Here is a 25515-nt window from a genome sequence, read left to right on the forward strand (position 1 = left end):
GGCGCCTCGATGATGCTCCTCCTTGACGCCCCGACGCAAGCAATTCATGCTTACGTTTAACGGCTAGCAACTGACGACAGACATAGAGACGCCGCCCGACCAGGGCAAACGACCACAGACGAACCCTCGAAAACGACACGGCACACGCGAAGCGGGCCTCTCCCCGGCGCCCGCACCAAGGGGTCAACACCATGGCGATCATCCGGAACGAGGCACTGCACAAGCAGGTCGCAGCGGCGATGCGACAGTCGATCGCCACCGGCGAGTGGCCCCCCGGCACCCAGCTGCCCACCGAAACCGACCTCGCCGAGACCTACGGCGTCTCCCGACCAACCGTCAGGCTCGCCGTCGCCGCCCTCCGCAGCGAGGGCCAGTTGGACGTGAAGCAAGGCCGCGGCACCTTCGTCCGCGCCGCCGTCCACGGCCCCAGCGCCAGCCTGGATCGAACCATCGCCACCCAGGACGGCACCTTCTCAACGCCCATCGACGCCTGGTTCGACCACGCCGAGGAGCCCACGGTCTACCGCACCCGCACTGACACCATCACCGCGCCGCTGCTGGAGATGGACCAGGACGAACTGATGCTCGGCTGCGACCGCCTCCTCACCAACCCCGCCGGCGACGGCCGCGCCCTCCACCGCCTCCTGCTCCCCATGGAACGCATCGAGGCCACTCCACTCGCCCAACACCCGGCCGTCATCCCGGCCGAGGCCTACTCGACCCTCGCCGCCGCCGGCCACGACCTCACCTGGCGCGAGCGAGTCACCGCCCGAGTCCCCCAGCCCGACGAGCGCGAAGCCCTCCAACTCTCCGAAGCCGCCGTCCTCCTGGTCGCCCACCGCACCACCTGCGACCAGGCCACCGGCCTCCCCCTCCTCCTCGAAGAGACCCGCCTCGGCGCCGAAACCACCGCCCTCACCTACGCCATCAACGCCCACAAGCCCAAGCGCACCAAGACCTCCCACTAACCACCCCGAACACACCCCAGCCCCCACGTCCACACCAGGCGCGGGGGCTGTCGCAACTCTTCTTCACTTACTCAAGGGGCGCGCACAGCGCGCCAGCGCGCGGCCCTGCCGCTCGCCGCCGCTCCTGTCTCCGCCCCGCGCCGGCGGCGGCAGGCCACGCCCATCGAATGTGCGGCCGAGAAGGTAGCCGAGGCCAGAGCCCGTCGTGGCTGAGGTCGGGCGGCTCCGCGGTTTTACCCACCTCCCCGGACCGGGACCCGCGTCAAGCAAGACCGGGGGGCCACTCGGCCAAATTGCGGTCAGGCCCAAAAGCCCTGACCGAGTCGCAACAGCTTACGGCCCCCGATCATGCTCGACCCCAGACCAGACAGGACACCGGCCAAATCCGCTCCACCGCCAGCTAGAGTGGCCTACTATCAGCATTGGCACAATTAAGGACAAGGAGGGGAAATGCCTGCGGAGACACGGCATGTCCTGTCGGATCAGTCGATCAAGCACCTAGAGTTTATTCAAGCGGTTGTGACCAGGCTCGGCAATGGGTCATTCCTCATCAAAGGCTGGACGCTCACCCTTGCAGGCGCTTTCCTTGGATTCTCTGCAAACAGCAAGAGTTGGAAGCTTGCGGCGGCCGGAGTAGTCCCACTTATTGGTTTCTGGATCCTCGATGCCTATTTTCTCCGCCAGGAGCGAATGTATAGAATGCTCTATGATGACGTGCGAAAGCCGAACTCTTCAATTGACCCATTCAGTATGGATGCCAGGCCCTACAAGGCCAGGGTCAACTGGTACAAAGTCCTCTTCTCTAATACTCTCGTGAATTTCTACGCCGTTCTGTCAGTTCTGTCGCTCGCTTTTTCTGTGTGGAAGTTCATTCGATACTGATCGAATCTTCAGCGCCAATTCGTCGAGTCGCTTCGCCTCGAACGCCGCGCGCTCGGGCCAGATTGCACCAAAGCTGTCATTGTCCCAGCGTGGAACAATATGAAAATGTACATGCGGTACTGTCTGAGTGGCTGCCGCCCCAGATGAGTTGATGAAATTCATGCCATCGGGGTGCAGTTGCTTGTTAATTGCATTTGCGGTACGCAAGACGGCATCCATCAAGGAATTCATGGCGGCGGGTTCGACTGCTAGAAGATCCCGGAAATGCCGCCTTGGGATCACTAGCGTGTGGCCCAAGGCGGCGGGACTTAGAGGAAAGAAGGAAAGATTTTCGGGATCCTCATAGACAATCCGTGCTGGGCTGCTGCCTAGCGAGATGAGGCAGAACGGGCAGTCAGATTCTCCCGCTTTCTTGGAAAGCGGATTCCACCCAGGATCCGAGGTTGTTGTATCCGTCATTGTAGACCCAATCATAGGTCTTGCAAGAGGCTGGAAGGGGGTTGAGTCCAAGCCGGTCCGTGCTTCCGAAGCGATCTTTGATGTTGTGGATGTAAATTCCAAACAGGCCATTCCCCCGCTCGATGCTCTTGTCGATCTCGTATCTCACCCACCGCCGGCTGGCGGTTTCGGCCCCTATCAGTACTGCGGTGACGCTAGTTCTCATGAGGCCGTCGTCCATTAGCCTGCGAAGCGCAGCATCTCCCACCAGCTTTGCATCCTCCCAGAGTGATGCGTCGATGAATTCTGCCTCGATACTCGGCTTTAGGCGGGCGCTGTTTCGAACGATTGAAGAGCGCCACACGTCGCGCTCGTAGTGGAAGCTAAAGAATGTCCTGCGGGCCAAGATATTCCCCTTTGAGAGTCGAATTTAGAGCAAGCTCTTACTGAGTGGGTGATTCGTCTCTTGCTGAAAGTCCGATGGCGCTCTTGGACAATCGACTGAAATCGAGGTTAACGACAACGCTTACGCCATGGTTTGTGCAGAAGTGGTCGGCCGCGCAGTGCACCGACCTCATCGCAATCTCGGTTGAGTCGTCATCCCATGGAGACGACCTGCACCAATAGCTAAGCATGATGTCTTTGTCGTCCGGTGCCAGCTCTCCATGCTTGATAGCTATTTGGCTTTCTCGCACTTCCGCCTTAATGTCGAGGGTCCGAATTTTGGCCAAGTGCTGGACTATCGACTCTTTTTCCATTCCGAGCATTCGGGAGATGAGATCCAGGGAGATGTGAACGCCCTTTGGAAGTTCGGCATCGCATCCGAATGCGAAAATTCCGGCAACGACTCTCCTCTCGTCTGGCGCCATATAACTCAAGGCATTATAGAAGGAGTATGCAATGCGGTGAATTCGCCTTTTCTCAGATTTACCAGCCCCCTTGGCGCCCATTGCTGACCAGAGCCTGTCAATCTTGGTGGGGAATCCTGGGCCCGAGTAGCGAGGCCCCACCTTTTCCTTCACCAGCTTGGCAAATTTCTTGGGCGACATGTCAGAAATATCAAGGTATGCGATTGTGTCTGGGAGTCCATCCACGGCCGTGTCGTCGAATCGTGCCGGGAGGATGTACTCTACGTTCTCTCGAATTGCGCGGGCCTGAGCACTGCGGCGCTCGTGATTTGTCCAGACTTTTTTTGCGTAGTGTCGAGAAATAAAAAGAACGCAATATCTGGACTTTGTGCGGTAGATATCATCCAGGTGCGTATACAGGTCCTTCCCCCAAAGGGCTACCTGCTCATATTCGTCATAGAAGATCCTGATCCGACTGTCTCTCAGGATCTGAGCGACTGACTGAACGTAGGCGCGGTCCTCGGCGGCGAAAGACAGGGCCACGTCATACTGGGGTTCCCTGGACTCCGTCATGCTCAGATCCTAGCGACGGAGTGGGGCGTTCGACCCCTGCAATGCGAAAGATCAAGCAGTTGATTGCAATGGTGCAGCATGGGCTTGCTCGTGTCTGCTTTGTGGGTGTGGCCATCTGGCTAGTGGACGTGTCCATGCCCAATGCGCCTATGGCAATCGGTCAGCCTTCTCCGCCTGTCCCCGCACGTCGGTTGGGAAGCCTGGTTGCTTCGGGGTGAAGAGGCCGTGTGCCGTACGCAGTAGCTCCATACCATTGCCGTGCCAGATCGGGCGGTATGTAGCGGTCAGTTGTGGGCGCCAGCGGGGTGGCGGCTGGCGAACGGACAGGCTGGGAGCGGCGCAGGTCAGAGCGGGTGGCGCACGCCAAGCCTTGTAAAGCAGGGGTCCAGAAACTCCTGCCTCGCTCCCGTCGATAGGCCTCAATGCGGGATGAGCCAGGGCAGGCGAGGTGCATGCACTGGCCCGGTCATGTCATGTCATCGCGGACGTTGGCCGCGAGGCAGAGCAGTTCCTTGAGGCTCATCCGCCCCTCCAGAACGCCCTCCAGGCGAACCAGAGCACCACCTTGAGCGTCTGTGTCCGCGATCGCCCGCAGCTGCGAACGGCCGACGCCGCATGCTGCCAGCAGGGAGTTCACCTCGTCCGCCGTCCGTCTCGCGACCCGCCAGCCAGCCGCGTAGTCCACGCCTGGCAGCCACACCCACGAGTCAGGGTCGAGGCTCGCCGCCAACTCCGCACCGAAGTCGTCGTCCCCGTCCAACTGTTCTTCAACTCCCCTGGTCAAGAACCGAACCGGCCGTCCGTGCACTGGCATGCCGAGGAGCCCGATACCATCGGCATCGGGTTCCGACCCACCGGACCACCCCTCTCCCGCCAAGGTTCCGGGGTGGTCCGGCACGTCTTCAGTTGTCCCTGATCAGAGTCAGGTGCGGTCCCGAGTCGACTCCTCGCAGCCGAAGATCCGCCGGAACAGCTCCGCCTCGGTCAAGTCGAGCAGCGGGTCGTCAACGCCGGTCTTCTCCCACCAGATCTGCCGCATGAGCAGCAACCGCTGCTCTTCGGTGAACCCAGGCTCCGCGTACCACGCCAGCGCGTCACGATGTGCGGCCCGCCGGCTCGGCGAGACCGCCCGCACCGGCCAGGAGAACTGGCCGTCCAACAGCCACCAGGTCGAAACCCGGTCCCACCAAACCCGCAGGCGCCGGATCACTGGGACGCCTCGGGGCCGGCGGAGTACAGGCGGACGACGGTCGGGGTCAGGTCGAGGAAGGCCAGGGCTCTCACCTCTCCGTGCGTCGCGAGCCGCTGCCCGATCGACTGGACCTCCGACGGCCCGAACAGCTCGGCGAAGTAGGCCTGCTGGTCCGGGCCGAGCGGAAGCGTGCCGACCGCGGTCAGGAGCGCGGCCATCGCCTCCGGCAGCTTGCCGAAGTGCTCGGGCTCCGCGACACCGCAAACTTCCAGGATCACCGGGAAGGGGTACGGGGAGACCGTCTCCGGCGCATCGGGGATTCCAAGCGGCGTCACTTCCCCGACACCTCCTCCGCGCGCCGCGGGTGCCACTTGTGGACACTTACTGTCTGCCCGTTCACCACGATGCTTCGGGTCAGCGCCTTGCTCAGCCCCGCGCCGCAGTAGAAGCACCGCGTCGCCGCCCCGGACGACCGCCTGCTCATTCCACACCGCCTTCCGGGCCCACCAGGGCCCAAACGATCTTTCCGATGCCTTCGGGCCGGGGCTCGAAGCCCCATTCCCGGGACACGGCCTCCACCAGGTACAGCCCGCGCCCGGAGACATCGCTCAGGTCAGCGGCGCACCGGATCGAGGGCTTCTCGCTGCTCGCGTCGTGCACCTCGATCCGCAGGTGGTCGCACACCACCTCGAACCGGACGGCGATCTCACGCCCAGGCGAAACACGCGCGTGCGTCACCGCGTTGGCCACCAGTTCGCCGAGCACCAGCTGGGCGTCGTCCATGAGGGCCGGGCCGCCCGGGACGTTCCGAAGGAAGTCACGCAGGTGGTTCCTGGCCACCGTGGCGGACCGCCTGTGCCGCGTGAGCCTCACCTCGAACGCGGGTATCCCGGGGGCCGGCTTGTAGGGTTCGGAGCCGTCGGGGGGTTCTCCCGAGCTGGTCACGTGCACCGCCTCCCGATGCCCAATTGGCGGCCCGAAACCCGGACGTTCCGGCCCTTTACTCCAGGCTGCCGGGAGGAAGTGCGGACTTCGTACCCAAGCTGGTTACCCAATGTGGGTAAACTCACAGTCAATCAACTTGCTTGCAGCAGCTGCTGATCGACAGCGGGGGCAGTGGTGACCGAGGCTCGCGTACCGGACCGGCTCCCAGCGGGCCTGCTGTCCACCCCGGAGATGATCGCTGCGTGTCGAACGCGAGACTTCGCCGCCGTGTTCCGGCTGCTCAAGACGGCGGGGATCTACCCGTCGCTCATCGCCCGCGCCTGTGACATGACACCGAGCCGGGTCGGTGAGGTCATGTCCGGGAAGCGCAGGATCGAGAAGATCGATCTCATCGAGCGGATCGCCGACGGCCTTCACATCCCGGGCCGCATGCTCGGTCTGGCTTCTCGTTCCTGGGAGCTGGAGGCGCCGGTCCGGCAGCCCCGTCACCGCCAGCCGGAGCCGTCCGCCGGAGGGACGGACCACAACGCACCGATCGACCCCGAGCTCTTCGTCAGCCATCTGCGCGGTGCGATGCCCGGCCACTACAAAGCCGCGAACCTGCTCGGCTCCCGCCACGCACTCGACCCGGTGACGAGGCACGTCCGGCTACTCGACCGCCTCCAACAGATCGCCGAGGGCCGCGCCCGCGACGAACTGCTCACGATCGGCGCGCGCACCGCGGAGTTCCTGGGCTGGCTGAACCAGGATCTCGGGAACTTCGACCGGGCCCTGTTCTGGTCGGACCGCGCCATGGAGTGGGCCCAGGAGGCCGGCGACGACGTGATGGCCGCCTACGTGCTCTTCCGGAAGAGCAACCAGGCCACCGCCCAGCGGAACGCCCCGAAAGCCGTCAGCCTTGCCCGCGCGGCCCAACGGTCGGTCGGGGCCACTCACCGGATCCGGGCACTGGCGGCGCAGCAGGAGGCGCAGGGCCACGCGATGATGGGCAACCCTCGCTTTGCACAGGCGAAGTTCGACGAGGCTCACGAGATCGCGGCCGCGCCGGACGACTCGCACGCCGACGACGCTCTTGATCTCGCCTACTGCACACCGACCTACATCGAGATGCAGCGCGCGAACTGTCTGATCGAACTCGGCGACCCGCACACGGCCGTGGGCATGTTCGAGGCGGAGCTCCGGGTGCTGCCGCCGGTCTACCGCAACGACCAGGGCGTCTACCTCTCCCGGTTGGCGCGGGCCTACGCGGTGTCCGGTGAACCCGAGCAGGCCGCCGCCGCAGCGGACCGCGCACTGTCCATCGCCGTCGACACCGAGTCGGCGCGCGCAATGTCCGAACTGTCCGCCGCGGGCACGGCCCTCCAGCGGTGGAGTTCCGTACCCCAAGTGGCCACGTTCACCCACCGCTTGGCACTGATGAGCAGCGGAAGCCCTCTCGACCGCTGACGACCCGATGGGAGAGGCTGGGCCCATGGACGCACTGATCACGGCCGCCACCTCCGCAGACGAACGCCGGCGCGGCGCCAAGATCGCCGTGCTGCCGGTCGGCAGCTTCGAGCAACACGGCGATCACCTGCCCCTGACCACCGACACCGTCGTCGCCAGCCTGATCGCCCAGCGGATCGCCACCGACTACGACCTGTTCCTCCTGCCACCCATCACGCTGTCCTGCTCGCACGAGCACGCCCACATGGCAGGCACTGTCAGCATCAGCGCCGCCACGCTCTACGCCGTGATCAACGACATCTGGAAGTCTCTCCAGGCCTCCGGCGTCCCCGGTCTGCTGATCGTGAACGGACACGGCGGGAACTACGTCCTCTCGAACGTGGTCCAGGAGGTCAACATCACCGGCCCGCGGGTCGCCCTCTTCCCCGTCCGTGAGGACTGGCACCGGGCCCGCGAAGCCGCCGCCCTGGAGAGCAGCGGCGGCGAGGACATGCACGGCGGCGAGCTGGAGGTCTCCCTGCTCCTCCACGGCGCTCCCCACCTCGTCCGGGACGGAGTCGAGCACGACGACCACGACGCCCCGGAGCGCCCCCACCTACTCACCCTCGGCATGGCTGGCTACACCCAGAACGGCATCATCGGCCGACCGTCGCTCGGAACAGCCGAGAAGGGCAGGGCCATCCTGGAGAGCCTGTCCAAGTCGGCCGCCGAACACCTGTCACTCATCGGGGGTAACTGACGGCTGCTGACCACCACCCGAAGGTGGGAGAGTCCACCGAAGACGGCTGTAGGTCTCAGTCCGCGCTAGGGTCCAGCCGAGTTCGGAAGGGGGCTGTCAACCGGCAGCAGGTACACCCGGTTGGGGCGGCTCTGTCCCGGACGGCAGTAGGAGGCATGTTGGTGGGGCCACCTGTACGGCGTCGTCGAACACCGGGGGCGCTGTCCATACCGCAGGGCTTTGCAAGTCCACCATGCCGCCGGAGAACTTGGCGCCGGAGAACCACACCGCGCCGCGGGAGAACCTGGCGCCGGTGAAGTTCACCTCGCTGCTGGAGAACTCGCTGTTGACGAATCTCACGATGCCACCGGAGAACTCAGTGCCGGTGAACCACACCGTACCGCCGGAGAACTTGGCGCCAGCGAAGTTCACAGTGCCGCGGGAGAACTTGGCGCTGGCGAAGTCCACGATTGCGCCGGAGAACTCGGTGTGGTCGAAGTTCACGCTGTCAGAGAATGTGGCATCGAAGAAGCTCACCGTGCCGCCGGTGAAGCGTGCGCTGTGGAAGGTGCCGCCGTCGAAGACAGTGCCGGTGAAGTCGAAGTCGTGCCCCTCCCAGGAGGTTGCTGACTCGCCGACCTCTTCCTTTAGGTGGTCGCGGATGACGCGGATCACCGTGTGGCGGACTTCGCGGTTGGCCTGCCACGCCATCCGCTCGGTCGACTTCGTCTCGGGCGGCTCAGCCGGATAGGGCATGCGCAGGTAGGCGCAGAGCACGTCGATGCAGGTCTGTCGGCGCTCGGCCCAATCATCGGCCAGCCCAGCCATCGCGTGGACGCCAGCCAACCTGTTTGCGGCCTCCGTATGTCCGAGGAGTTCGGAGGCGGTGGCGAACCGCTCGTTGAGCAGCCGGGCCCGCTCGTGTTGCAGCTGACGCCTCCCTGAAACCCACGCCGTCAGCCCCGCGATCCCACCACCGATCAGCGCGCCCCCCAGACCGCTAACCAGGGACACCCACCAGGGACTGCTCGACGCCGACCCCTGGCCGAGGAACTGAGGACGCGGGCTAGCGGCGAGAGCCAGACGGATGGCATCCACCGCACTGAGCGACGTCGTCATGGCTTCCACGGTAGATCGACGCGGTTCGGGACCTGGGTCGGCGCGCCCGGCTGCGTCGGTCGTGGCGCCGAACGGGAAGACGGCCAACGCCACAATGCCCTTCGCATCCGGGGACGTAGGTCCAGCGGGGCGTTGAGACCAGCAGGCCTGCGACAACGGACTGGTGCTGATGGTTGAGGAAGTACAGCAGCGCCTGAGGCTGGGCAGGGTCGAGGCGGACTTGCAGCTGTAAGACATCCCGGGTCAGGGCATCAGCGTGTGCAGCGGGCCATGAGATCCCACATGGCCGCCTCCGACACCCGCAGCGCCCTCCCCGAGAGATTCGGGGAGGGCTCTACGCGTGGCCTCAAGGCCTCAGACCCACTCGATCGAGGACTCGATGTCCGGGCCACTCCGGGCGGCGGGCAGAGGGGTCCTCCGGCCGCCTTGCCGGGCCTCCCGGACGGCAGGGCCGGGCCCGCCCGGGGCGCGCGTCATGCCGAGCGCGCCCAGGACGAGCTCCCGCTCACCCTCCGAGAGGCTGTGAAGTAAGTCACACAGCTCGCTCGCCGTGTCCCCCACGCCGCCGCCTACTTCTGCTGGTCAGCAGCGTTGACGACCGTCAGCGGGAGCAGCTTCTTGCCCGTCGGGCCGATTTGTATGGTCGTGTCCATCTGGGGGCACACGCCGCAGTCGAAGCACGGGGTCCAGCGGCAGTCGTCGACCTCGACCTCCTCCAGGGCGTCCTGCCAGTCCTCCCAGAGCCAGTCCTTGTCGAGGCCGCTGTCCAGGTGGTCCCAGGGCAGCACCTCCTCGTAGCTGCGCTCGCGGGTGGTGTACCAGTCGACGTCGACGCCGGTACCGGACAGGCCCTTGTCCGCGCAGGCCATCCAGCGGTCGTACGAGAAGTACTCGCGCCAGCCGTCGAAGCGGCCGCCGTCCTCGTAGACCTCGCGGATGATCGCGCCGACCCGGCGGTCGCCGCGGGAGAGCAGGCCCTCGACGATGCCGGGCTTGCCGTCGTGGTAGCGGTAGCCGATGTTCTTGCCGTACTTGCGGTCGCCGCGGATCGAGTCGCGCAGCTTGGCCAGGCGGGCGTCGGTGTCCTCGGCGGACAGCTGCGGGGCCCACTGGAACGGGGTGTGCGGCTTGGGCACGAACCCGCCGATGGAGACGGTGCAGCGGATGTCGTTCTGGCCGGTGACCTCGCGGCCCTTCTGGATGACGTTCTTCGCCATCTCGCCGATCTGGAGCACGTCCTCGTCGGTCTCGGTGGGCAGGCCGCACATGAAGTACAGCTTCACCTGGCGCCAGCCGTTGCCGTACGCGGTGGCGACGGTGCGGATCAGGTCCTCCTCCGACACCATCTTGTTGATCACCTTGCGCATGCGCTCGCTGCCGCCCTCGGGGGCGAAGGTGAGGCCCGAGCGGCGCCCGTTGCGGGACAGCTCGTTGGCGAGGTCGATGTTGAAGGCGTCGACGCGGGTGGACGGCAGCGACAGGCCGATCTTGTCCTCGGTGTACCGGTCCGCGAGGCCCTTGGCGATGTCGCCGATCTCGGTGTGGTCGGCGCTGGACAGCGACAGCAGGCCGACCTCCTCGAAGCCGGTCGCCTTCAGCCCGCGCTCCACCATCTCGCCGATGCCGGTGATGCTTCGCTCCCGCACGGGGCGCGTGATCATGCCGGCCTGGCAGAAGCGGCAGCCGCGGGTGCAGCCGCGGAAGATCTCCACGGACATCCGCTCGTGCACCGTCTCCGCGAGCGGGACGAGCGGCTGCTTCGGGTACGGCCACTCGTCGAGGTCCATCACGGTGTGCTTGGACACCCGCCACGGCACGCCCGGGGCGTTCGGCACGACGCGGCCGATCCGGCCGTCGGCCAGGTACTCCACGTCGTAGAACTTCGGGACGTACACCCCGCCGGTACGGGCCAGGCGCAGCAGCAGCTCGTCCCGGCCGCCCGGCCGGCCCTCGGTCTTCCAGGCGCGGGTGATCTCCGTGATGTCGAGGACGGCCTGCTCGCCGTCGCCGACCACGGCGCAGTCGATGAAGTCCGCGATCGGCTCCGGGTTGAAGGCCGCGTGGCCGCCGGCCAGGACGATCGGGTCCTCGTCGGTGCGGTCCTTGGCCTCCAGCGGGATGCCGGCCAGGTCGAGCGCGGTCAGCATGTTGGTGTAGCCGAGCTCGGTGGAGAACGACAGGCCGAACACGTCGAAGGCCTTCACCGGGCGGTGGGCGTCGACGGTGAACTGCGGGACGCCGTGCTCGCGCATCAGTGCCTCGAGGTCGGGCCAGACGCTGTAGGTGCGCTCGGCGAGCACGCCCTCGCGCTCGTTCAGCACCTCGTAGAGGATCATGACGCCCTGGTTGGGCAGGCCGACCTCGTAGGCGTCGGGGTACATCAGCGCCCAACGGACGTCGCAGGCGTCCCAGTCCTTGACGGTCGAGTTGAGCTCGCCGCCGACGTACTGGATCGGCTTCTGGACGTGCGGGAGGAGGGCCTCCAGGCGTGGGAAGACCGATTCGACAGTCATGTACTAGGAACCCTTACGACGTGATTCGATGCCGAGAGCCGGCACGGGAGGGGTGACCCTCAAGGGTAGCCCAATCCGGGGAACGGGCCGTCTGCCCCGGTTCACAGGCCCTCCGTGCTCCAGCGCGACCCGGACGGCCGGAGTCCGCCCGCACACGCCCGCACCCGCCGGTACCGCCGCCGACCGCCGGTGCCCACCCCGGCCCGCCCCGGCACGTGCGGTGGGCGCCCGCCGGCCCGTGCCGTCCGCCGTTGACACGCCCGGACGGGCCGTGCGGTACTGACAGGGGTCCGCCAAAGAGATCTGCACCCCTTCCGGACAAGGAAGTTGAGTCGTACGCTCGGCCCTCGTCGGTTTTCCGGCCGGCGCGCCTCTTCCCTCACCACGGGCCGCCGCAGCCCAGCCCTGTCCGCCCTGCCAGGCCCCGTCCCGCCCCGCTCGGCCGCCGTTCCCGGCCCCGCGGTGCCGCCCCGTCCGTCCCCGTCCCCCGCCCGCACGCCGTGCCCGGCGGCGCACCCGCACGCCCGCGCCCCGGCGGCCGTACGACCGGCGCTAGGAGAACCATGACCGACACCGGTCGGCGGATCCGCCCGCTCCGGCCCCTCGACACCCGGCCGGCCCGCTACCCCACGCCGGCCCAGGCCGAGTCCGCCGCGCGGCGGCTCGCGCTGCGGCACCCGGACCGCTGCCGGCTGCGCGAGGTGGGCCGTTCCCGGGCCGGGCGCCCGCTGATGCTGCTCTCCGTGGACCGCGGGCCGCGCGCGGTGCTGGTGGTCGGCGGCCCGCACCCCAACGAGCCGATCGGCACCGCCGGAACGGTCCGGCTCGCCGAAGTGCTGCTGGACCGCCCCGCCCGCCCCGGGCTCTCCTGGCACCTGCTGCTCTGCCTCGACCCGGACGGTGCCGCGCTCAACGCCGGCTGGCTGGACGGCCCGCTCACCATGCGGCGCCACTACGAGCACTTCTTCCGCCCCTCCTTCGAGGAGCAGCCCGAACTGCTGCCCGCCCCCGGCACCGGCCGCCCGCCGATGCCGGAGAGCCTGGCACTGACCGGCCTGATCGACGAGCTGCACCCCTTCCTCCAGTGCTCGCTGCACGGGGTGGACTTCGGCGGCGCGTTCGTCCAGCTCACCCGCCCGGTCCGGGGCCTGGCCGGGCGCTTCGCCCGCTCCGCGGAGCGGGCCGGCGTCCCGCTCGACGTGGACTCCTACGACGCGATCGGCTGGGCCAGCCCGGACCCCGGCACCTATCTGATGCCGGCCCCGGGCGCCGGGGGCTCCCGGGCCCTGCCGGACGAGCCCGAGCTGTCCACCTGGTCGTACGCGGCGGGGTACGGCGCGGTCAGCGCGGTCCTGGAGGTCCCGATGTGGGCCGTCGACGCGGTCGGCGACGCCCGCCCCCACCCGGCCGGGGCGCAGGCCCTCGCGGCGGCCGCCCGCGACCTCACCGTCCGTGCCGGGCAGCTCACCGCCCTGCTCCCGGCCGTCCCCGCGCACGGCGCGCGGGCGTACGGCGCCGAGGCGTCCGGCGCGCTGCTGCGCACCGCCGTGTCCAGTCTGGCGGTCGCCCCGCGGGTGGCCGGGGAGTGGCTGGAGCGCTGGGGCGCCGAGCCGCTCACGGTCTCCCGGGTGACCACCGCCGGACTGGTCGCGGCCCGGGTGCCGCTGCGGGTCGCGTCGATCCTGCTGCGGCTGCTCGCCGACGCCCGCGGGCCCGCCGCCGAGGCCGCCCGGGACCGCGCCCGCGCCGTCGTCGGCGACAGCCTGGACCGGCTGCGCCACCGTTTCGGCGTCCGCTGGGTCCCCGTCCAGGAGCAACTCGCGCACCAGACCCGCGCCGTCCTCGCCACCGCCGACTGCCTCCGCTAGGGCTGCGTCCAGGACCGCGTCCAGGACCGCGTCCGACAGGTCACGCCGGCCGCGGCACGACGGGCCGCGACACGACGGCGGGGCCGGCCCGGGAAGTCCCGGACCGGCCCCGCCGCGGAGCGCGCTCAGGCCGCTATCGGCCGCTGGCTCCGCACCGCCTGGAGCAGCCCGATGGCCAGCCAGTTCGCGAACATCGACGAGCCGCCGTACGAGACGAATGGCAGCGGGATGCCCGCGACCGGCATGATGCCCAGGCACATCCCGATGTTCTCGAAGGCCTGGAAGGACAGCCAGGCGATGACCCCGGCCGCCACGATCGTCCCGTACAGGTCGGTCGCCTGCCGGGCGATCCGGCAGGCCCGCCAGAGGATGACGCCGACCAGCGCGATGATCGCCAGCGCCCCGATGAAGCCCAGTTCCTCGCCGGCCACGGTGAACACGAAGTCGGTCTGCTGCTCCGGCACGAACTGCCCGACGGTCTGGGTGCCGTGGAACAGCCCCTTGCCGGTCAGCCCGCCCGAGCCGATCGCGATCCGGGCCTGGGCGGTGTTGTAGCCGACGCCGTTCGGGTCCAGCTGCGGGTTGGCGAATGCGGCGAAGCGGTCGATCTGGTACTGGCTCAGCAGCCCGAACTTCCAGATCGCCACGCACCCGGCGGTGCCCGCCATCAGCAGGCCGAGCACCCAGCGGTTCGCGGCGCCCGAGCCGAGCAGGATGCCCAGCACGATCGCGGCCATCACCATCACCGATCCGGCGTCCGGCATCAGCATCACTATGGCCATCGGCAGGCCGGCCCAGAGCAGGCCCCGGAACACGGCTCGGTGCGAGGGGAACTCCCGCTCCCCCGCGTCCACCTGGTCCGACAGCACGACCGCCATCGCCAGCACGATCGCGAGCTTCGCGAACTCGGCCGGCTGGATCGAGAAGCCGCCGCCGAGCTGGATCCACGAGTGCGCGCCGTTGATGGTCGAGCCGAGCGGGCTGAGCGTCGCCAGCAGCATCACGATCACGCCGACGTACAGGAACGGCACGATCGTGCGGAAGCGCCGGCTCCCTATCGCTATCACCACGGAGCACAGCACCAGCCCGACCACGAAGTTGGTCAGGTGCCGGTACAGGAAGTACTGCGGGTCCCCGTGGGTCAGCGAGTCGCGCCCGCGGGTGGCCGACCAGACCAGCAGCGAGCTGCCGGCCGACAGGGCCAGCGCGGCTACCAGCAGTATCCAGTCCAGCCGCCAGAGCGGGGAGTCCTTGGCCAGGGCCTTGGAGACCCCGCTGCGCTGCGGGGCCAGCCGCAGCTGCCGGTACGAGCCGTAGGAGGTCATGCCCGTCCCCTTCCCGGTCCGCGCGAGGGTTCGAGCGCGGCGTCGGCCGCGGTGTACGACGCCGGACGGTCGGTCGGCGGCGTCCGGTCGAGGAAGGCCGTCGCGGGGGCCGGCTGCGCCGCGTCCGCATCGGGCAGTGCGGCGGCCGGCACGACGCTCGCCCCCTGGAACTGAGCCGGGCCCTGGCCCTGGACGCCCGCCGCCTGGCCGGCGCCGTACGCGACCGGCTTGATGATCGCGGTGCCGTCCGGGTTGAACTTCGGCAGCTCGGTCTGCGGCGCGGGCAGCAGCGCCTTGCCGTTGTCGATGGTGCCCTTGTCGTCCACGCCGTACAGCGCCTGGTAGATCCGGCGGATGGCGTCACCGGAACCGCCGGAGCCGGTGCCGCCCTGGCTGATCGTCATGACGACGGCGTAGTCCTTGCTGTACGTGGTCAGCCAGGAGGTGGTCTGCTTGCCCTCGACCTCGGCGGTGCCGGTCTTGGCGTGCAGCGCGATCTTGTCCTGCGGCCAGCCGTTGAACTTCCAGGCGGCGGTACCGGACTTGATGACGCTCTCGGTGGCCTGGTCGATGTAGCTGAGCAGCTTCTGGTCGCCGGGGAACTGGGCGTCCGCCTGCGGGGCGATCTCGCGGACGAGGTCCCCGCCCGGGCTTATCACGGCCTTGGCGATGGTCGGCCGGTAGAAGGTGCCGCCGTTGGCGAGCGCCGAGTAGATCCGGGCCATCTGGACCGGGGTGACGAGGGTGTCGCCCTGGCCGATCGCGAAGTTGACGGCGTCACCGGCGCGCATCTGGTAGCCGTCGACGCAGTTCTCCCGGGCGATCTGGTCGGAGTAGCTGTTGCCGCCCTTCTGCCCCTGGGCGCACCAGGCGTCCTTGTTGTTGTCGTAGAAGGACTGCTTCCACTGCCGGTCCGGCACCCGGCCGGGCACCTCGGCCGGCAGGTCGATGCCGGTCTTGGCGCCGAGGCCGAACTGGTGGGCGGTCTTGAAGAACCAGTCGCCCGGGTCCTTCTTGGGCTTGATGCCGCCGTCCTTCATCCACTGGTCGTACGCCAGGCCGTAGAAGACGGTGTCGCAGGAGACCTCGAGCGCCTTCTCCAGGGAGATCTGGCCGAAGTTCTCGCTCTCGAAGTTCTTGAACTCGCGGCCGCCGATGGTCATGCTCTTCGGGCAGTCGTAGTGGCCGTCCAGCGAGTAGCCGGCCTGCACGGCGGCGGTGGTGGAGATGACCTTGAAGGTCGAACCGGGGGCGGACTGGCCCTGTATGGCCCGGTTCAGCAGCGGGAAGTTGGACTCCTTGCTGGTCAGCGACTGGTAGTCCTTGCCGCTGATGCCGCCCACCCAGAGGTTCGGGTCGTAGGTCGGGGCGCTCGCCATCGCGACGATCCGCCCGGTGTGGACGTCCATCACCACGGCGGCGCCGGAGTCGGCCTCGTAGTTGCGGTTGGTGACCTTGTCGAAGGTGTTCCTGGCGTCGTTCATGGCCTGCGCCAGGTTGTCCTCGACCACCTTCTGCACCCGGGCGTCGATGCTGGTGACCAGGTTGTCGCCGGTCTGCGGGGCGACGGTGCCGGCGTTGCCGATCACCCGGCCGAGGTTGTCCACCTCCAGCTTGGTGATGCCCGCGGTGCCGCGCAGGTCGCGGTCGTACACCGACTCCAGGCCGGCCCGCCCGATCTGGTCGGCCGGCAGGTAGCGGTCCAGGCCGCTCTTGCCGGAGGTCTTGCTGACCTCCTCGTCGGTGACCGGCGAGAGGTAGCCGAGCACCTGGGCCATGTTGGCGCCCTCGGCGCCGGTGTAGCGGCGCACGGCGGTGGGCTGCGCGGTGACCCCGGGGAAGTCCTCGCGGCGCTCCATTATCTGCATCGCCTGCTGGGTGGTCGCCTCCTTGGTGACCGGGATCGGCTGGTACGGCGAACCGTTCCAGCAGGGCTGCGAGGTCTTGGCGTCGCAGAGCCGGACCTTCTCCTGCACGTCCTTGGCGGGCATCCCCAGCACCTCGGCCAGCCGGGACAGCACCGCCTTGCCGCCGTCCTTCTGCTGCAGCAGCGAGGTGCGGCTGACGGAGACCACCAGCCGGGTCTCGTTGCCGGCCAGCACCCGCCCGGACGCGTCCAGGATCTCGCCGCGGACGGCCGGCTCGACCACCTCGCGGATGTGGTTGCCGGTCGCCTTCGCGGTGTACTCCTTGGCGTTGCGGATCTGCAGGTACCACAGCCGCCCGCCGAGGGTGGCGAGCAGCGACAGCACCAGGATCTGCAGCACCACCAGACGGATCGTCACCCGTCGGGTGCGTCCGGTCTCGGGGATGTTGCTCACGTCTCGTGCGCTCCAGGATGCGGGGAGGTCGGGTGGTCGGGGCCGGGCCGGTTACGGGCGGCGGGCGAAGCCGGGCACGCGCCGCTTCCTGTACGACGGACCGGAGGAGGAGTCGCGGGTGGTCCGGTAGCGGGACAGCGTGCCCAGGCCGGAGCCGCCCTCGTCGTCGTCCGCGGCGCTCACCGGGTCGCGCCCGAAGCGGCGGCCGAGGTACATCACCAGCGGCACCACGAAGGGCGCCAGCAGCAGGTCGTAGAGCAGGGCGCTGATCACCAGTCCGCCGAGGCCGACGTGCCGGGCCGCGGTGTCGCCGACCAGGGCGCCGACCATCGCGTAGAGCAGGGTGGAGGCGACCGCCGCGACGCCGACCACGAGCAGCGAGCCGGTCACCGAGCGCTGGCGGCCGTGGTCCGGGCGCAGCAGTCCGGCGGCGTAGCCCATCAGGCAGAGCACCAGCGCGTAGCGGCCGATCGCGTGGTCGGAGGGCGGCGCGAGGTCGGCCAGCAGGCCCCCGAAGAAGCCGACCAGGCAGCCGCCGGTGGGCCCGTAGACCATGGCGAGGCCGACCACGACGAGCAGCAGTATGTCCGGGGTGGCTCCCGGGAGCTGGAGCCGGCCGAAGACGCTGACCTGGAGGATCAGGCCGAACAGGACGAGGCCGGCGGAGACGGGGATGCGGGCGAGGCGCATGGCTCAGTTCCCCCCAGTGGGCTGTGCGGGCGAGGCGGCGGGCACGACGGCCGGGGCCTGGCCGGGGAGCGCGGCCGGGACCTGGCCCGGCGCGGCGGCCGGCTGGCCCGGGGCGGGCGCCGGCGGCAGGACGGCGTCGCGCGGGTCGGTGCGCGGCGGCACGACCACCACGCCGACCAGGTCCAGCCGGGTGAACTGGACGAAGGGCTCGACCAGGACGGTCTTGGTCAGCTGGCCGGCGTTGGCCTGGACCTCGGTGACCTTGCCGACCGGGACGCCGGGCACGAACGGGCGGCCGCTCTGCGAGCCGAAGGTGACCAGCCGGTCGCCGGCCTTGACCTGGGCCTTGCCGTTGAGCAGGGAGACCTTCATCGGGCTGTCGCCGCCGCCGGAGGCGAAGCCGATCTCGCCGGTGCCCTCCAGCCGGGTGCCGGCCGAGAAGCCGGGGTCGGAGGCGAGCAGCACGGTGGCGGTGGTCGGGGCGACGGTGGTGATCCGGCCGACCAGGCCCTGGCCGTTGATCACCGTCATGTCGCGGGTGAGGCCGTCGTCGCTGCCGGCGTCGATGGTGATGGTCCAGGAGAAGCCCTGGGCCGGGCCGATCGCGATGACCTGGGCGGCCTTGACGGTGTAGCCGCCGGAGCCGGCGGTGCGCAGCAGGTCGTCCAGTTGCTTGGTGCGTCCGGTGGCCATGTCGGAGGAGGCGAGCTTCTGCCGCAGTTCGGTGTTCTCGCGGGCGAGCTGGTCGGTGCGGCCGCTGTCGGTGGCCGCGTCCCGGAAGGCGCGGACGGTGTCGGCGACCGGGTCGACGACGGTGGCGGCGCCGCGCTCGACCGGTCCGAGGACGCCGGCGGCGGCGTGCCGGGCCGGGCCGAGCGGGGAGTCCTCACCGCCCTTGATGTCCACGGTGATCAGCGCGAAGGCGACGGCCACCAGCAGGATCAGCAGCAGCCGGCTCTCTCGTGTGTCCCTCACGGTGCTGGTACTGCCCCTTCGTACCCGGCCGCCGCCCGGGGCTGTGGGGCCCGGGCGGCGGCCCGTTCAGTCGAGTGTCGGATGTGACGCGTGGTACCGGTGGTGCGGCGACCTGTCAACGACGCGGCGAGGCGTCGAGTACCTGCTGGAGCGCCTCGAACTCCTCGACGCACTTGCCGGAGCCGAGCGCGACGGAGTCGAGCGGGTTCTCCGCGATGTGGATCGGCATGCCGGTCTCGCGGCGCAGCCGCTCGTCCAGTCCGCGCAGCAGGGCGCCGCCGCCGGTGAGCACGATGCCCCGGTCCATGACGTCGCCGGCCAGCTCGGGCGGGCACTGGTCGAGGGTGGTCTTGACCGCGTCGATGATCGCGTTGACCGGCTCGTCGATGGCCTCGCGGACCTCGGCGGCGGAGATGACGACGGTCTTGGGCAGGCCGCTGACCAGGTCGCGGCCGCGGATCTCGGCGTGCTCGTCCTTCTCGCCCTCGAGGCCGAAGGCGCTGCCGATGCTCATCTTGATCTGTTCGGCGCTGCGCTCGCCGAGGAGCAGCGAGTACTCCTTCTTGATGTGCTGGACGATCGCGTTGTCCAGTTCGTCGCCGGCCACCCGGATGGACTGGGCGGTGACGATGCCGCCGAGGGAGATCACGGCGACCTCGGTGGTGCCGCCGCCGATGTCGACGACCATGTTGCCGGTGGCCTCGTGGACGGGCAGGCCGGCGCCGATGGCGGCGGCCATCGGCTCCTCGATGATGTGCACCTGGCGGGCGCCGGCCTGGGAGGAGGCCTCGATGACGGCGCGGCGCTCGACGCCGGTGATGCCGGAGGGCACGCAGACCACGACGCGGGGGCGGGCGAGGTAGCGGCGGCGGTGGATCTTGAGGATGAAGTACCGCAGCATCCGCTCGGTGATCTCGAAGTCGGCGATCACGCCGTCCTTGAGCGGGCGGATGGCGACGATGTTGCCCGGGGTCCGGCCGATCATCTTCTTGGCCTCGGCACCGACGGCGAGGATCCCGCCGGTGTTGGTGTTCACCGCGACGACGGACGGCTCGTTCAGGACGATGCCCTTGCCCCTGACGTACACCAGCGTGTTGGCTGTTCCGAGGTCGATCGCCAAGTCGCGGCCGATGAACGACAGGTTGCTCGCCATGGGGTGTGGGTGCCTTCCCGGGCTCGGAGTTCATGGGGGGGTGGACGAATGCGCGCCCACGCTTGGGCGGAGACCAGCTGAGCTGCCTTACCGGGCCCTTGAGTCGCGTCCATCGTAGTCACGCCGCGCGGTACGGACGTCGACGTGGGGCATACCGTCCATTGTCCGGGGCGTGATCGCTTCTCCGAGGATTGGGACGCCGTGTCGGCGCCGCCAGTTCCCTATTTCACGATAAGAATGCCCCGGCCGGGCCAATGGTCCCGACCGGGGCGGTACTAACGTCCCCCCGGGCGTGTCGCCCGGTTCCGGCTCGCCGGATCAGGCGTGCGCGGGGAAGAAGATCTTGATCTCGCGCTCGGCGGACTCCGGGGAGTCGGAGGCGTGGATCAGGTTCTCGCGGGTGATCGTCGCGTAGTCGCCGCGGATGGTGCCGGCCCCGGCCTCCAGCGGGTTGGTGGCGCCGGCCAGCATGCGGATGCCCTTGACGACCTCCTCGCCCTCGACGATCAGCGCGATCGACGGACCGGAGGTCATGAACTCCAGCAGCGGCTCGTAGAACGGGCGGCCGACGTGCTCCGCGTAGTGCTGCTCCAGCGTCGCCCGGTCGAAGGTGCGCAGCTCGATGGCGGCGAAGCGCCAGCCGGCCTTGCGCTCGAAGCGGCTGATGATCTCGCCGGCCAGGCCACGGCGGACGGCGTCGGGCTTGAGCAGGACGAGAGTGCGCTGGGACACGGTGCGTCTCCTGGGGATTCGGTTCGGCAGACAGTCGGGTCGACAAGCGGTGCCGACAGGGCAGAGGTTACCTTGCGTACACGGCGTGTCGGTCGGCCGGTCCGGGCCTCAGGCGTGTACGGCGGCGGCCTCGGCGGCGGCCCGGGCGGCCTTGAAGTCGTCCACCTTGCGGCCGTAGTGCACCGAGCACCACCACAGGCCGGCGAAGACCACGCCGAGGCCGAACATGGTCGGCAGGATGAAGCCGCCGGCGATCAGTCCGATCTGCAGCGCCCAGCCGATCTGCACCGCGCCGGGGCGGTTGATCATGCCGCAGAGCGCGATGCACAGGGCCATCGCGATGCCGCTGACCGTCCAGATCTCCCCGGTGGAGACGTCGGAGAGCCGCATCGCGACCAGCGCCGCGAACATGATCAGGAGCGCTTCGCCGATCAGCGTCGAGGAGCAGAGCGTCCTCATGTCACTTCCTCCCGAGCAGCAGGCGGGCCTCGCCCACCGTGATGACCGAACCGGTGACCAGCACCCCGGCGCCACCGAGGTCGCCCTCCTCCTCGGCGAGGGTGACGGCGGCGGCGATGGCGTCGTCGAGCCGGGGCTCGACCTGGACGCGGTCCTCGCCGAAGACCTCGACGGCCAGGGCGGCGAGCGCGTCGACGTCCATCGCGCGGTGGGTGGAGTTCTGGGTGATGACGACCTCGGCCAGGATCGGCTCGAAGGCCTCCAGCACGCCGGCCACGTCCTTGTCCCCGGAGGTGCCGATCACGCCGACGAGCCGGGTGAAGCCGAAGGACTCGGTGAGCGCGGCCACGGTGGCGCGGGCTCCGTGCGGGTTGTGGGCGGCGTCCAGGATGATCGTGGGGCTGCGGCGGACGACCTCCAGGCGGCCCGGCGAGGAGACGCCGGAGAAGCCCTGACGGATCTTCTCCACGTCCAGCTGCCCGCCGCGCGCGCCGCCGACGCCGAAGAAGGCCTCGACCGCGGCGAGTGCGAGGGCCGCGTTTTGCGCCTGGTACTCGCCGTGCAGCGGGATGAAGACGTCCTCGTACTCCTCGCCGCCGAGTCCGCGCAGCGTCACCAGCTGGCCGCCGACGGCGAGTTCGCGGCGGATCACGCCGAACTCCATGCCCTCGCGGGCGACCGTGGCGTCCACCTCGACGGCGCGGCGCAGGATGGTCTGGGCCGCGTCCAGCTGCTGCTGGGCGACGACGGCGACGGAGCCGGACTTGATGATCCCGGACTTCTCGCCCGCGATCTCGCCGGTGGTCTCGCCGAGCTTGTCGGTGTGGTCCAGTCCGATCGGGGTGATCACCGCGACGGCGGCGTCGATGACGTTGGTGGCGTCCCAGGAGCCGCCCATGCCGACCTCGACCACGGCGACGTCCACCGGGGCGTCGGCGAAGGCCGCGTAGGCCATGCCGGTCAGCACCTCGAAGAAGGACATCGGCACCGGCTGGGCCGCGTCGACCATCTGCACGTAGGGCTCGATGTCGCGGTAGACCTCGACGAAGCGCTCGGGGGTGATCGGGGCGCCGTCCAGGCTGATCCGCTCGGTGACGGACTCCACGTGCGGGCTGGTGTAGCGGCCGGTGCGCAGTTCGAAGGTGTTGAGCAGCTGCTCGATCATCCGGGCGGTGGAGGTCTTGCCGTTGGTGCCGGTGATGTGGATGGAGGGGAAGGACCGCTGGGGCTGGCCCAGGATGTCCATCAGCGCCTCGATCCGGTCGAGCGAGGGCTCCAGCTTGTTCTCCGGCCAGCGCTCGGAGAGCTCCACCTCGACGTCGCGCAGGGCGTCGCCGGTGCCGCCGTCGGCGGGGCGGATGGTGTACGGGTTCGGGTCGGCCTTGTCGCTCACGACCACAGTCTACGGAGCGCCGACGGGTCCTCCTCACGGGGTGAGAACGACCACTTTGCCCGTTCTTTTCCATGATCACCTAGTTTTGTCCCTTTACTATTGATTTGGCGATTTGACCCGCAATGAAGCATCGATTCGCAGCCGATAGGAGCTTTCGACCTTTGATCGCGAGGAGCATCGCGCCATGCCTGACGCCCTGCACGACTGGATCGTGCTCCGCGAGGACGCCGTCGTCTGGGTCGCCGGACTGATCTCGCTGGCCCTCGTCGGCTACATGGCCCTCGTCTTCGGACGCTTCCTCGTGTACTGGGCGGGCTCCCGGCACGCCTTCCGGCACAACCGCCCCGCCGAACCCGGCGACCCCACCGCCTTCCGCTGGCACCTGGTCATCCCCTGCCGCGACGAGGAGGCCGTGGTCACCCAGACCCTGGACGGCCTGCGGGCCGCCGCGCCCGAGGCCCACCTCTGGGTGATCGACGACGACAGCGAGGACGCCACCCGCGAGCTGGTGCTCGCCGCCGCGGCCCGCGACCCGCGGGTCCACCTGGTCCAGCGCCGCCGCCCGCACGCCCGGATCGGCAAGGGCGCCGCCCTCAACGCCGCCTACCGGGAGATCTCCGCCTGGCTGCCCGAGGACGCCGACCGCTCCCGGGTGGTGATCGGCGTGGTCGACGCCGACGGGCAGCTCGACCCGGGCACCCTGGCCCAGGTCTGCAACGCCAGGGCGCTCGGCCGGCCCGACACCGGCGCCGTCCAGATCGGCGTCCGGATGCGCAACGCCGACGACGAGCTCCCGCTGCCCGGCCGCGGCCGGGCGGCCAACGCCCTGGCCCGCGCCCTGGTGCGGATGCAGGACGTCGAGTTCCAGGCCACCAACACCGGCATGCAGCTGCTGCGCCGCCGCACCGGCAGCGTCGGCCTCGGCGGCAACGGCCAGTTCGTCCGCCTCACCGCCCTCGACTCGCTGACCGCCGAGGAGGGCCGGGCCGGCCGCCCCTGGCCGGAGCGCGCCCTGCTGGAGGACTACGAGTCCGGCCTCGACCTGCGGCTGGCCGGCTGGCGGCTCACCCACGTCACCGAGGTCCAGGTCTCCCAGGAGGGCCTGATCTCGCTGCGCCGCTTCCTCACCCAGCGCACCCGCTGGGCCCAGGGCAACATGCAGTGCCTGCGCTACGCCGGCCGGGTGCTGCGCTCGCCGCACTACACCCTCTCCGGCAAGGCCGAGGTGCTGTACACCTTCCTCCAGCCGGTGGTCTGCGTGCTGCTGGTGCTGCTCTTCCCGCTCTCGCTCGGGATCACCGGCGCCGGGGTGGTGCTCTTCCCCGAGGAGACCGCCGAGTTCCAGCTCAGGTTCGGCCCGTGGATGCTGCTCGTCTTCGTGCTCGCCACGCTGCCGATGGTGTTCTGGGGCTTCGCCTACCGCAGGACCGCCCACCCCGACCGCGGCCGACTGACCGCGCTGCTCTGGGGCCTGCTGGTCTGGCTCTACGCCTACCACCTGTTCGTGGTCGCCACCCGGGCCGCGGTCCGGATGCTGCTCGGCCGCAACGGCTGGGCCAAGACCCGCCGCAACGCCGAGAAGGTCGCCCTCGGCGCCCCCACCGCGCTCGAGTCCTGAGCCGCCCCCACGCCTCCCCCGCGCACCACGTCCCGACCGGAGTCCCGCATGAGCACGTGCCTGCCCCCGTCCAGCGTCGCCGTCGTCCTCGGCACCCGCCCCGAGCTGGTCAAGCTCGCCCCGCTGATCCACGAACTCGGCGACGCCACCCGGCTGGTGCACACCGGCCAGCACTGGGACGAGGCGATGTCCGGCCGCTTCCTGCGCGACCTCGACCTGCCCGAGCCCGAGCTGCTCACCGGCGTCGGCGGCCGCCCCCGGGCCGGCCAGATCGCCCGGTCGCTGGGCCAGCTGGACGCCGCCTTCGCCGAGGACCGCCCCGCCGCCGTGGTCGTCCAGGGCGACACCAACGCCACCCTGGCCGGGGCGCTGGCCGCCAACGCCCGGGAGATCCCGCTGGTCCACGTCGAGGCCGGGCTGCGCAGCTTCGACCGGGCGATGCCCGAGGAGCACAACCGGGTGATGGTCGACCACGTCTCCGACCTGCTCTGCGCCGCCACCGGGGAGAACGTCGCCAACCTGCGCGCCGAGTCGCTGGCCGAGGAGCGGATCGAGCTCACCGGCAACACCGTCGTCGAGGTGGTCCGCCGTCAGCTGCCGGACGAGGCAGCCCGCGCCGCGCTGCTCGCCGCGCACGGGCTGCGCCCGGACGCGTACGTGCTGGCCACCGTGCACCGCCCGGAGAACACCGACACCGCCGAGGCGCTCGGCGCGGTGCTCGCCGAGCTGGACCGGATCGCCCGGGCCGGCACCCCGGTGCTGTTCCCGACGCACCCGCGCACCCGGGCCGCCGTCGAGCGCTTCGGCCTGGACGGCCTGCTGGAGCGCCTCGCCGTCACCGGCCCGGTCGGCTACGGCGACTTCCTGGGCCTGGCGAGCCACGCGGCGCTGCTGGTCTCCGACTCCGGCGGCGTGCAGGAGGAGTGCACCGTGCTCGGCCGCCCGCTGCTGGTGGTGCGCCGCTCCACCGAGCGACCGGAGGCGATGGCGGCCGGCTTCGCCGCTCTGGTGCGGCCCGGCGAGGAGCTGGGTTCCCTGGCCCGCGCCTGGCTCTCCGACTCCCACGAGCGGCTCGCCCGGCTGGCGGCCACCCCCAGCCCGTACGGCGACGGCCTGGCCTCGGCCCGGATCGCCGCGCTGACCGCGGCGATCGCCACGCCCGAACGAGCCGAGGCGGTACCACCGGCCGCCTGACGCCCCCTTGACAGCAGAATTGGTCTACTCCACCTTGTGAGGCAAGTCTCCGTTCCCGACCGGGACTTGAGTTGTCGGTAGCTCCCGCAAGCGCACCATCGACACCCCGGACGGCGTTCCTCCCCCACGAGGCGCCGCCGGGCCT

Annotated in this window: 24 protein-coding genes; 7 read left to right on the forward strand and 17 right to left on the reverse strand. The window is 69.4% G+C overall.

All coding sequences use genetic code 11. The annotated features are described in order from the left end of the window. The first annotated feature begins 191 nt into the window (after positions 1-191). Positions 192-968: a GntR family transcriptional regulator gene (locus ACGF13_RS07730; protein WP_392869945.1), complete on the forward strand. Its 777-nt coding sequence runs from the start codon at positions 192-194 to the stop codon at positions 966-968. Positions 969-1418: 450 nt separating this feature from the next. Next, a complete protein-coding gene (locus ACGF13_RS07735; RefSeq protein ID WP_392869948.1) occupies positions 1419-1850 on the forward strand; it encodes a hypothetical protein in 432 nt (143 codons plus the stop codon). Here the strand turns inward: ACGF13_RS07735 and ACGF13_RS07740 are convergent. The 7 genes from ACGF13_RS07740 to ACGF13_RS07770 form a co-directional block, all read right to left on the reverse strand. After that, positions 1803-2309, reverse strand: a complete 507-nt coding sequence (locus tag ACGF13_RS07740) for an HIT family protein (protein ID WP_392869951.1) — start codon at positions 2307-2309, stop codon at positions 1803-1805. The two genes, ACGF13_RS07735 and ACGF13_RS07740, sit on opposite strands and share 48 nt — an antisense overlap. Further along, positions 2245-2694, reverse strand: a complete 450-nt coding sequence (locus ACGF13_RS07745) for a TIR domain-containing protein (RefSeq protein WP_392869954.1) — start codon at positions 2692-2694, stop codon at positions 2245-2247. The genes ACGF13_RS07740 and ACGF13_RS07745 overlap by 65 nt, the downstream gene beginning before the upstream one ends. 37 nt (positions 2695-2731) lie before the next feature. Continuing rightward, positions 2732-3709 (reverse strand): toll/interleukin-1 receptor domain-containing protein, encoded by a 978-nt coding sequence (locus ACGF13_RS07750; RefSeq protein WP_392869956.1) that lies wholly within the window; start codon positions 3707-3709, stop codon positions 2732-2734. Positions 3710-4175: 466 nt separating this feature from the next. Continuing rightward, entirely contained in the window at positions 4176-4469 is a 294-nt protein-coding gene (locus tag ACGF13_RS07755; protein WP_392869958.1) for a hypothetical protein, read from the reverse strand. A gap of 162 nt (positions 4470-4631) precedes the next feature. Then, the gene (locus ACGF13_RS07760; protein ID WP_392869961.1) at positions 4632-4919 is read right to left on the reverse strand and encodes a hypothetical protein; all 288 of its coding nucleotides are present in this window, start codon (positions 4917-4919) and stop codon (positions 4632-4634) included. Beyond that, positions 4916-5236 carry a hypothetical protein gene (locus ACGF13_RS07765; protein WP_392869964.1) on the reverse strand — a complete coding sequence of 107 codons (321 nt, stop codon included), beginning with the start codon at positions 5234-5236 and terminating at the stop codon, positions 4916-4918. Before ACGF13_RS07765 ends, ACGF13_RS07760 begins: the two co-directional genes overlap by 4 nt. A 145-nt stretch (positions 5237-5381) precedes the next feature. Further along, entirely contained in the window at positions 5382-5852 is a 471-nt protein-coding gene (locus ACGF13_RS07770) for an ATP-binding protein (protein WP_392869966.1), read from the reverse strand. A 261-nt stretch (positions 5853-6113) separates the two neighbouring features. Here ACGF13_RS07770 and ACGF13_RS07775 point away from each other — a divergent pair, with 261 nt between their 5' ends. After that, entirely contained in the window at positions 6114-7292 is a 1179-nt protein-coding gene (locus tag ACGF13_RS07775) for a hypothetical protein (RefSeq protein WP_392869969.1), read from the forward strand. Positions 7293-7317: 25 nt separating this feature from the next. Beyond that, positions 7318-8031 (forward strand): creatininase family protein, encoded by a 714-nt coding sequence (locus tag ACGF13_RS07780; protein WP_392869971.1) that lies wholly within the window; start codon positions 7318-7320, stop codon positions 8029-8031. Positions 8032-8127: 96 nt separating this feature from the next. Here ACGF13_RS07780 and ACGF13_RS07785 read toward each other — a convergent pair whose 3' ends face one another. Further along, entirely contained in the window at positions 8128-9129 is a 1002-nt protein-coding gene (locus ACGF13_RS07785) for a pentapeptide repeat-containing protein (protein WP_392869974.1), read from the reverse strand. A gap of 569 nt (positions 9130-9698) precedes the next feature. After that, complete coding sequence (locus ACGF13_RS07790) at positions 9699-11642, reverse strand: TIGR03960 family B12-binding radical SAM protein (RefSeq protein WP_392869977.1); 1944 nt, start codon at positions 11640-11642, stop codon at positions 9699-9701. 563 nt (positions 11643-12205) lie between these two features. Here ACGF13_RS07790 and ACGF13_RS07795 point away from each other — a divergent pair. Continuing rightward, the gene (locus tag ACGF13_RS07795; protein WP_392869980.1) at positions 12206-13510 is read left to right on the forward strand and encodes a M14 family zinc carboxypeptidase; all 1305 of its coding nucleotides are present in this window, start codon (positions 12206-12208) and stop codon (positions 13508-13510) included. 125 nt (positions 13511-13635) lie between these two features. Here the strand turns inward: ACGF13_RS07795 and rodA are convergent, their stop codons facing one another. The 8 genes from rodA to ACGF13_RS07835 form a co-directional block, all read right to left on the reverse strand. Next, positions 13636-14835 (reverse strand): rod shape-determining protein RodA, encoded by a 1200-nt coding sequence (gene rodA / locus ACGF13_RS07800; protein WP_392869983.1) that lies wholly within the window; start codon positions 14833-14835, stop codon positions 13636-13638. Next, positions 14832-17156 carry a penicillin-binding protein 2 gene (gene mrdA, locus ACGF13_RS07805; protein WP_392869987.1) on the reverse strand — a complete coding sequence of 775 codons (2325 nt, stop codon included), beginning with the start codon at positions 17154-17156 and terminating at the stop codon, positions 14832-14834. The genes rodA and mrdA overlap by 4 nt, the downstream gene beginning before the upstream one ends. A gap of 51 nt (positions 17157-17207) precedes the next feature. Further along, positions 17208-17846, reverse strand: coding sequence for a rod shape-determining protein MreD (gene mreD, locus ACGF13_RS07810; protein WP_392869990.1), 639 nt, complete (start codon positions 17844-17846; stop codon positions 17208-17210). A 3-nt stretch (positions 17847-17849) separates the two neighbouring features. Then, positions 17850-18821, reverse strand: coding sequence for a rod shape-determining protein MreC (gene mreC, locus ACGF13_RS07815; protein ID WP_392869992.1), 972 nt, complete (start codon positions 18819-18821; stop codon positions 17850-17852). A gap of 115 nt (positions 18822-18936) precedes the next feature. Further along, positions 18937-19962, reverse strand: a complete 1026-nt coding sequence (locus tag ACGF13_RS07820) for a rod shape-determining protein (protein WP_049648984.1) — start codon at positions 19960-19962, stop codon at positions 18937-18939. 330 nt (positions 19963-20292) lie between these two features. Further along, positions 20293-20706 carry a nucleoside-diphosphate kinase gene (gene ndk / locus ACGF13_RS07825; protein ID WP_188301144.1) on the reverse strand — a complete coding sequence of 138 codons (414 nt, stop codon included), beginning with the start codon at positions 20704-20706 and terminating at the stop codon, positions 20293-20295. Between the two features lie 108 nt (positions 20707-20814). Next, positions 20815-21165, reverse strand: coding sequence for a DUF4233 domain-containing protein (locus ACGF13_RS07830; RefSeq protein WP_392869995.1), 351 nt, complete (start codon positions 21163-21165; stop codon positions 20815-20817). A 1-nt stretch (position 21166) separates the two neighbouring features. After that, positions 21167-22558 (reverse strand): bifunctional folylpolyglutamate synthase/dihydrofolate synthase, encoded by a 1392-nt coding sequence (locus ACGF13_RS07835; protein WP_392869998.1) that lies wholly within the window; start codon positions 22556-22558, stop codon positions 21167-21169. A 184-nt stretch (positions 22559-22742) separates the two neighbouring features. Here ACGF13_RS07835 and ACGF13_RS07840 point away from each other — a divergent pair, with 184 nt between their 5' ends. Together ACGF13_RS07840 and wecB are read left to right on the forward strand one after the other, a co-directional pair. Beyond that, positions 22743-24176: a glycosyltransferase family 2 protein gene (locus tag ACGF13_RS07840; RefSeq protein ID WP_392870000.1), complete on the forward strand. Its 1434-nt coding sequence runs from the start codon at positions 22743-22745 to the stop codon at positions 24174-24176. Between the two features lie 48 nt (positions 24177-24224). Continuing rightward, entirely contained in the window at positions 24225-25370 is a 1146-nt protein-coding gene (wecB, locus tag ACGF13_RS07845; RefSeq protein ID WP_392870002.1) for a non-hydrolyzing UDP-N-acetylglucosamine 2-epimerase, read from the forward strand. The last annotated feature ends 145 nt before the right edge of the window (positions 25371-25515 follow it).

It is taken from the genome of Kitasatospora sp. NPDC048286, assembly GCF_043201735.1.
Lineage (GTDB): Bacteria > Actinomycetota > Actinomycetes > Streptomycetales > Streptomycetaceae > Kitasatospora.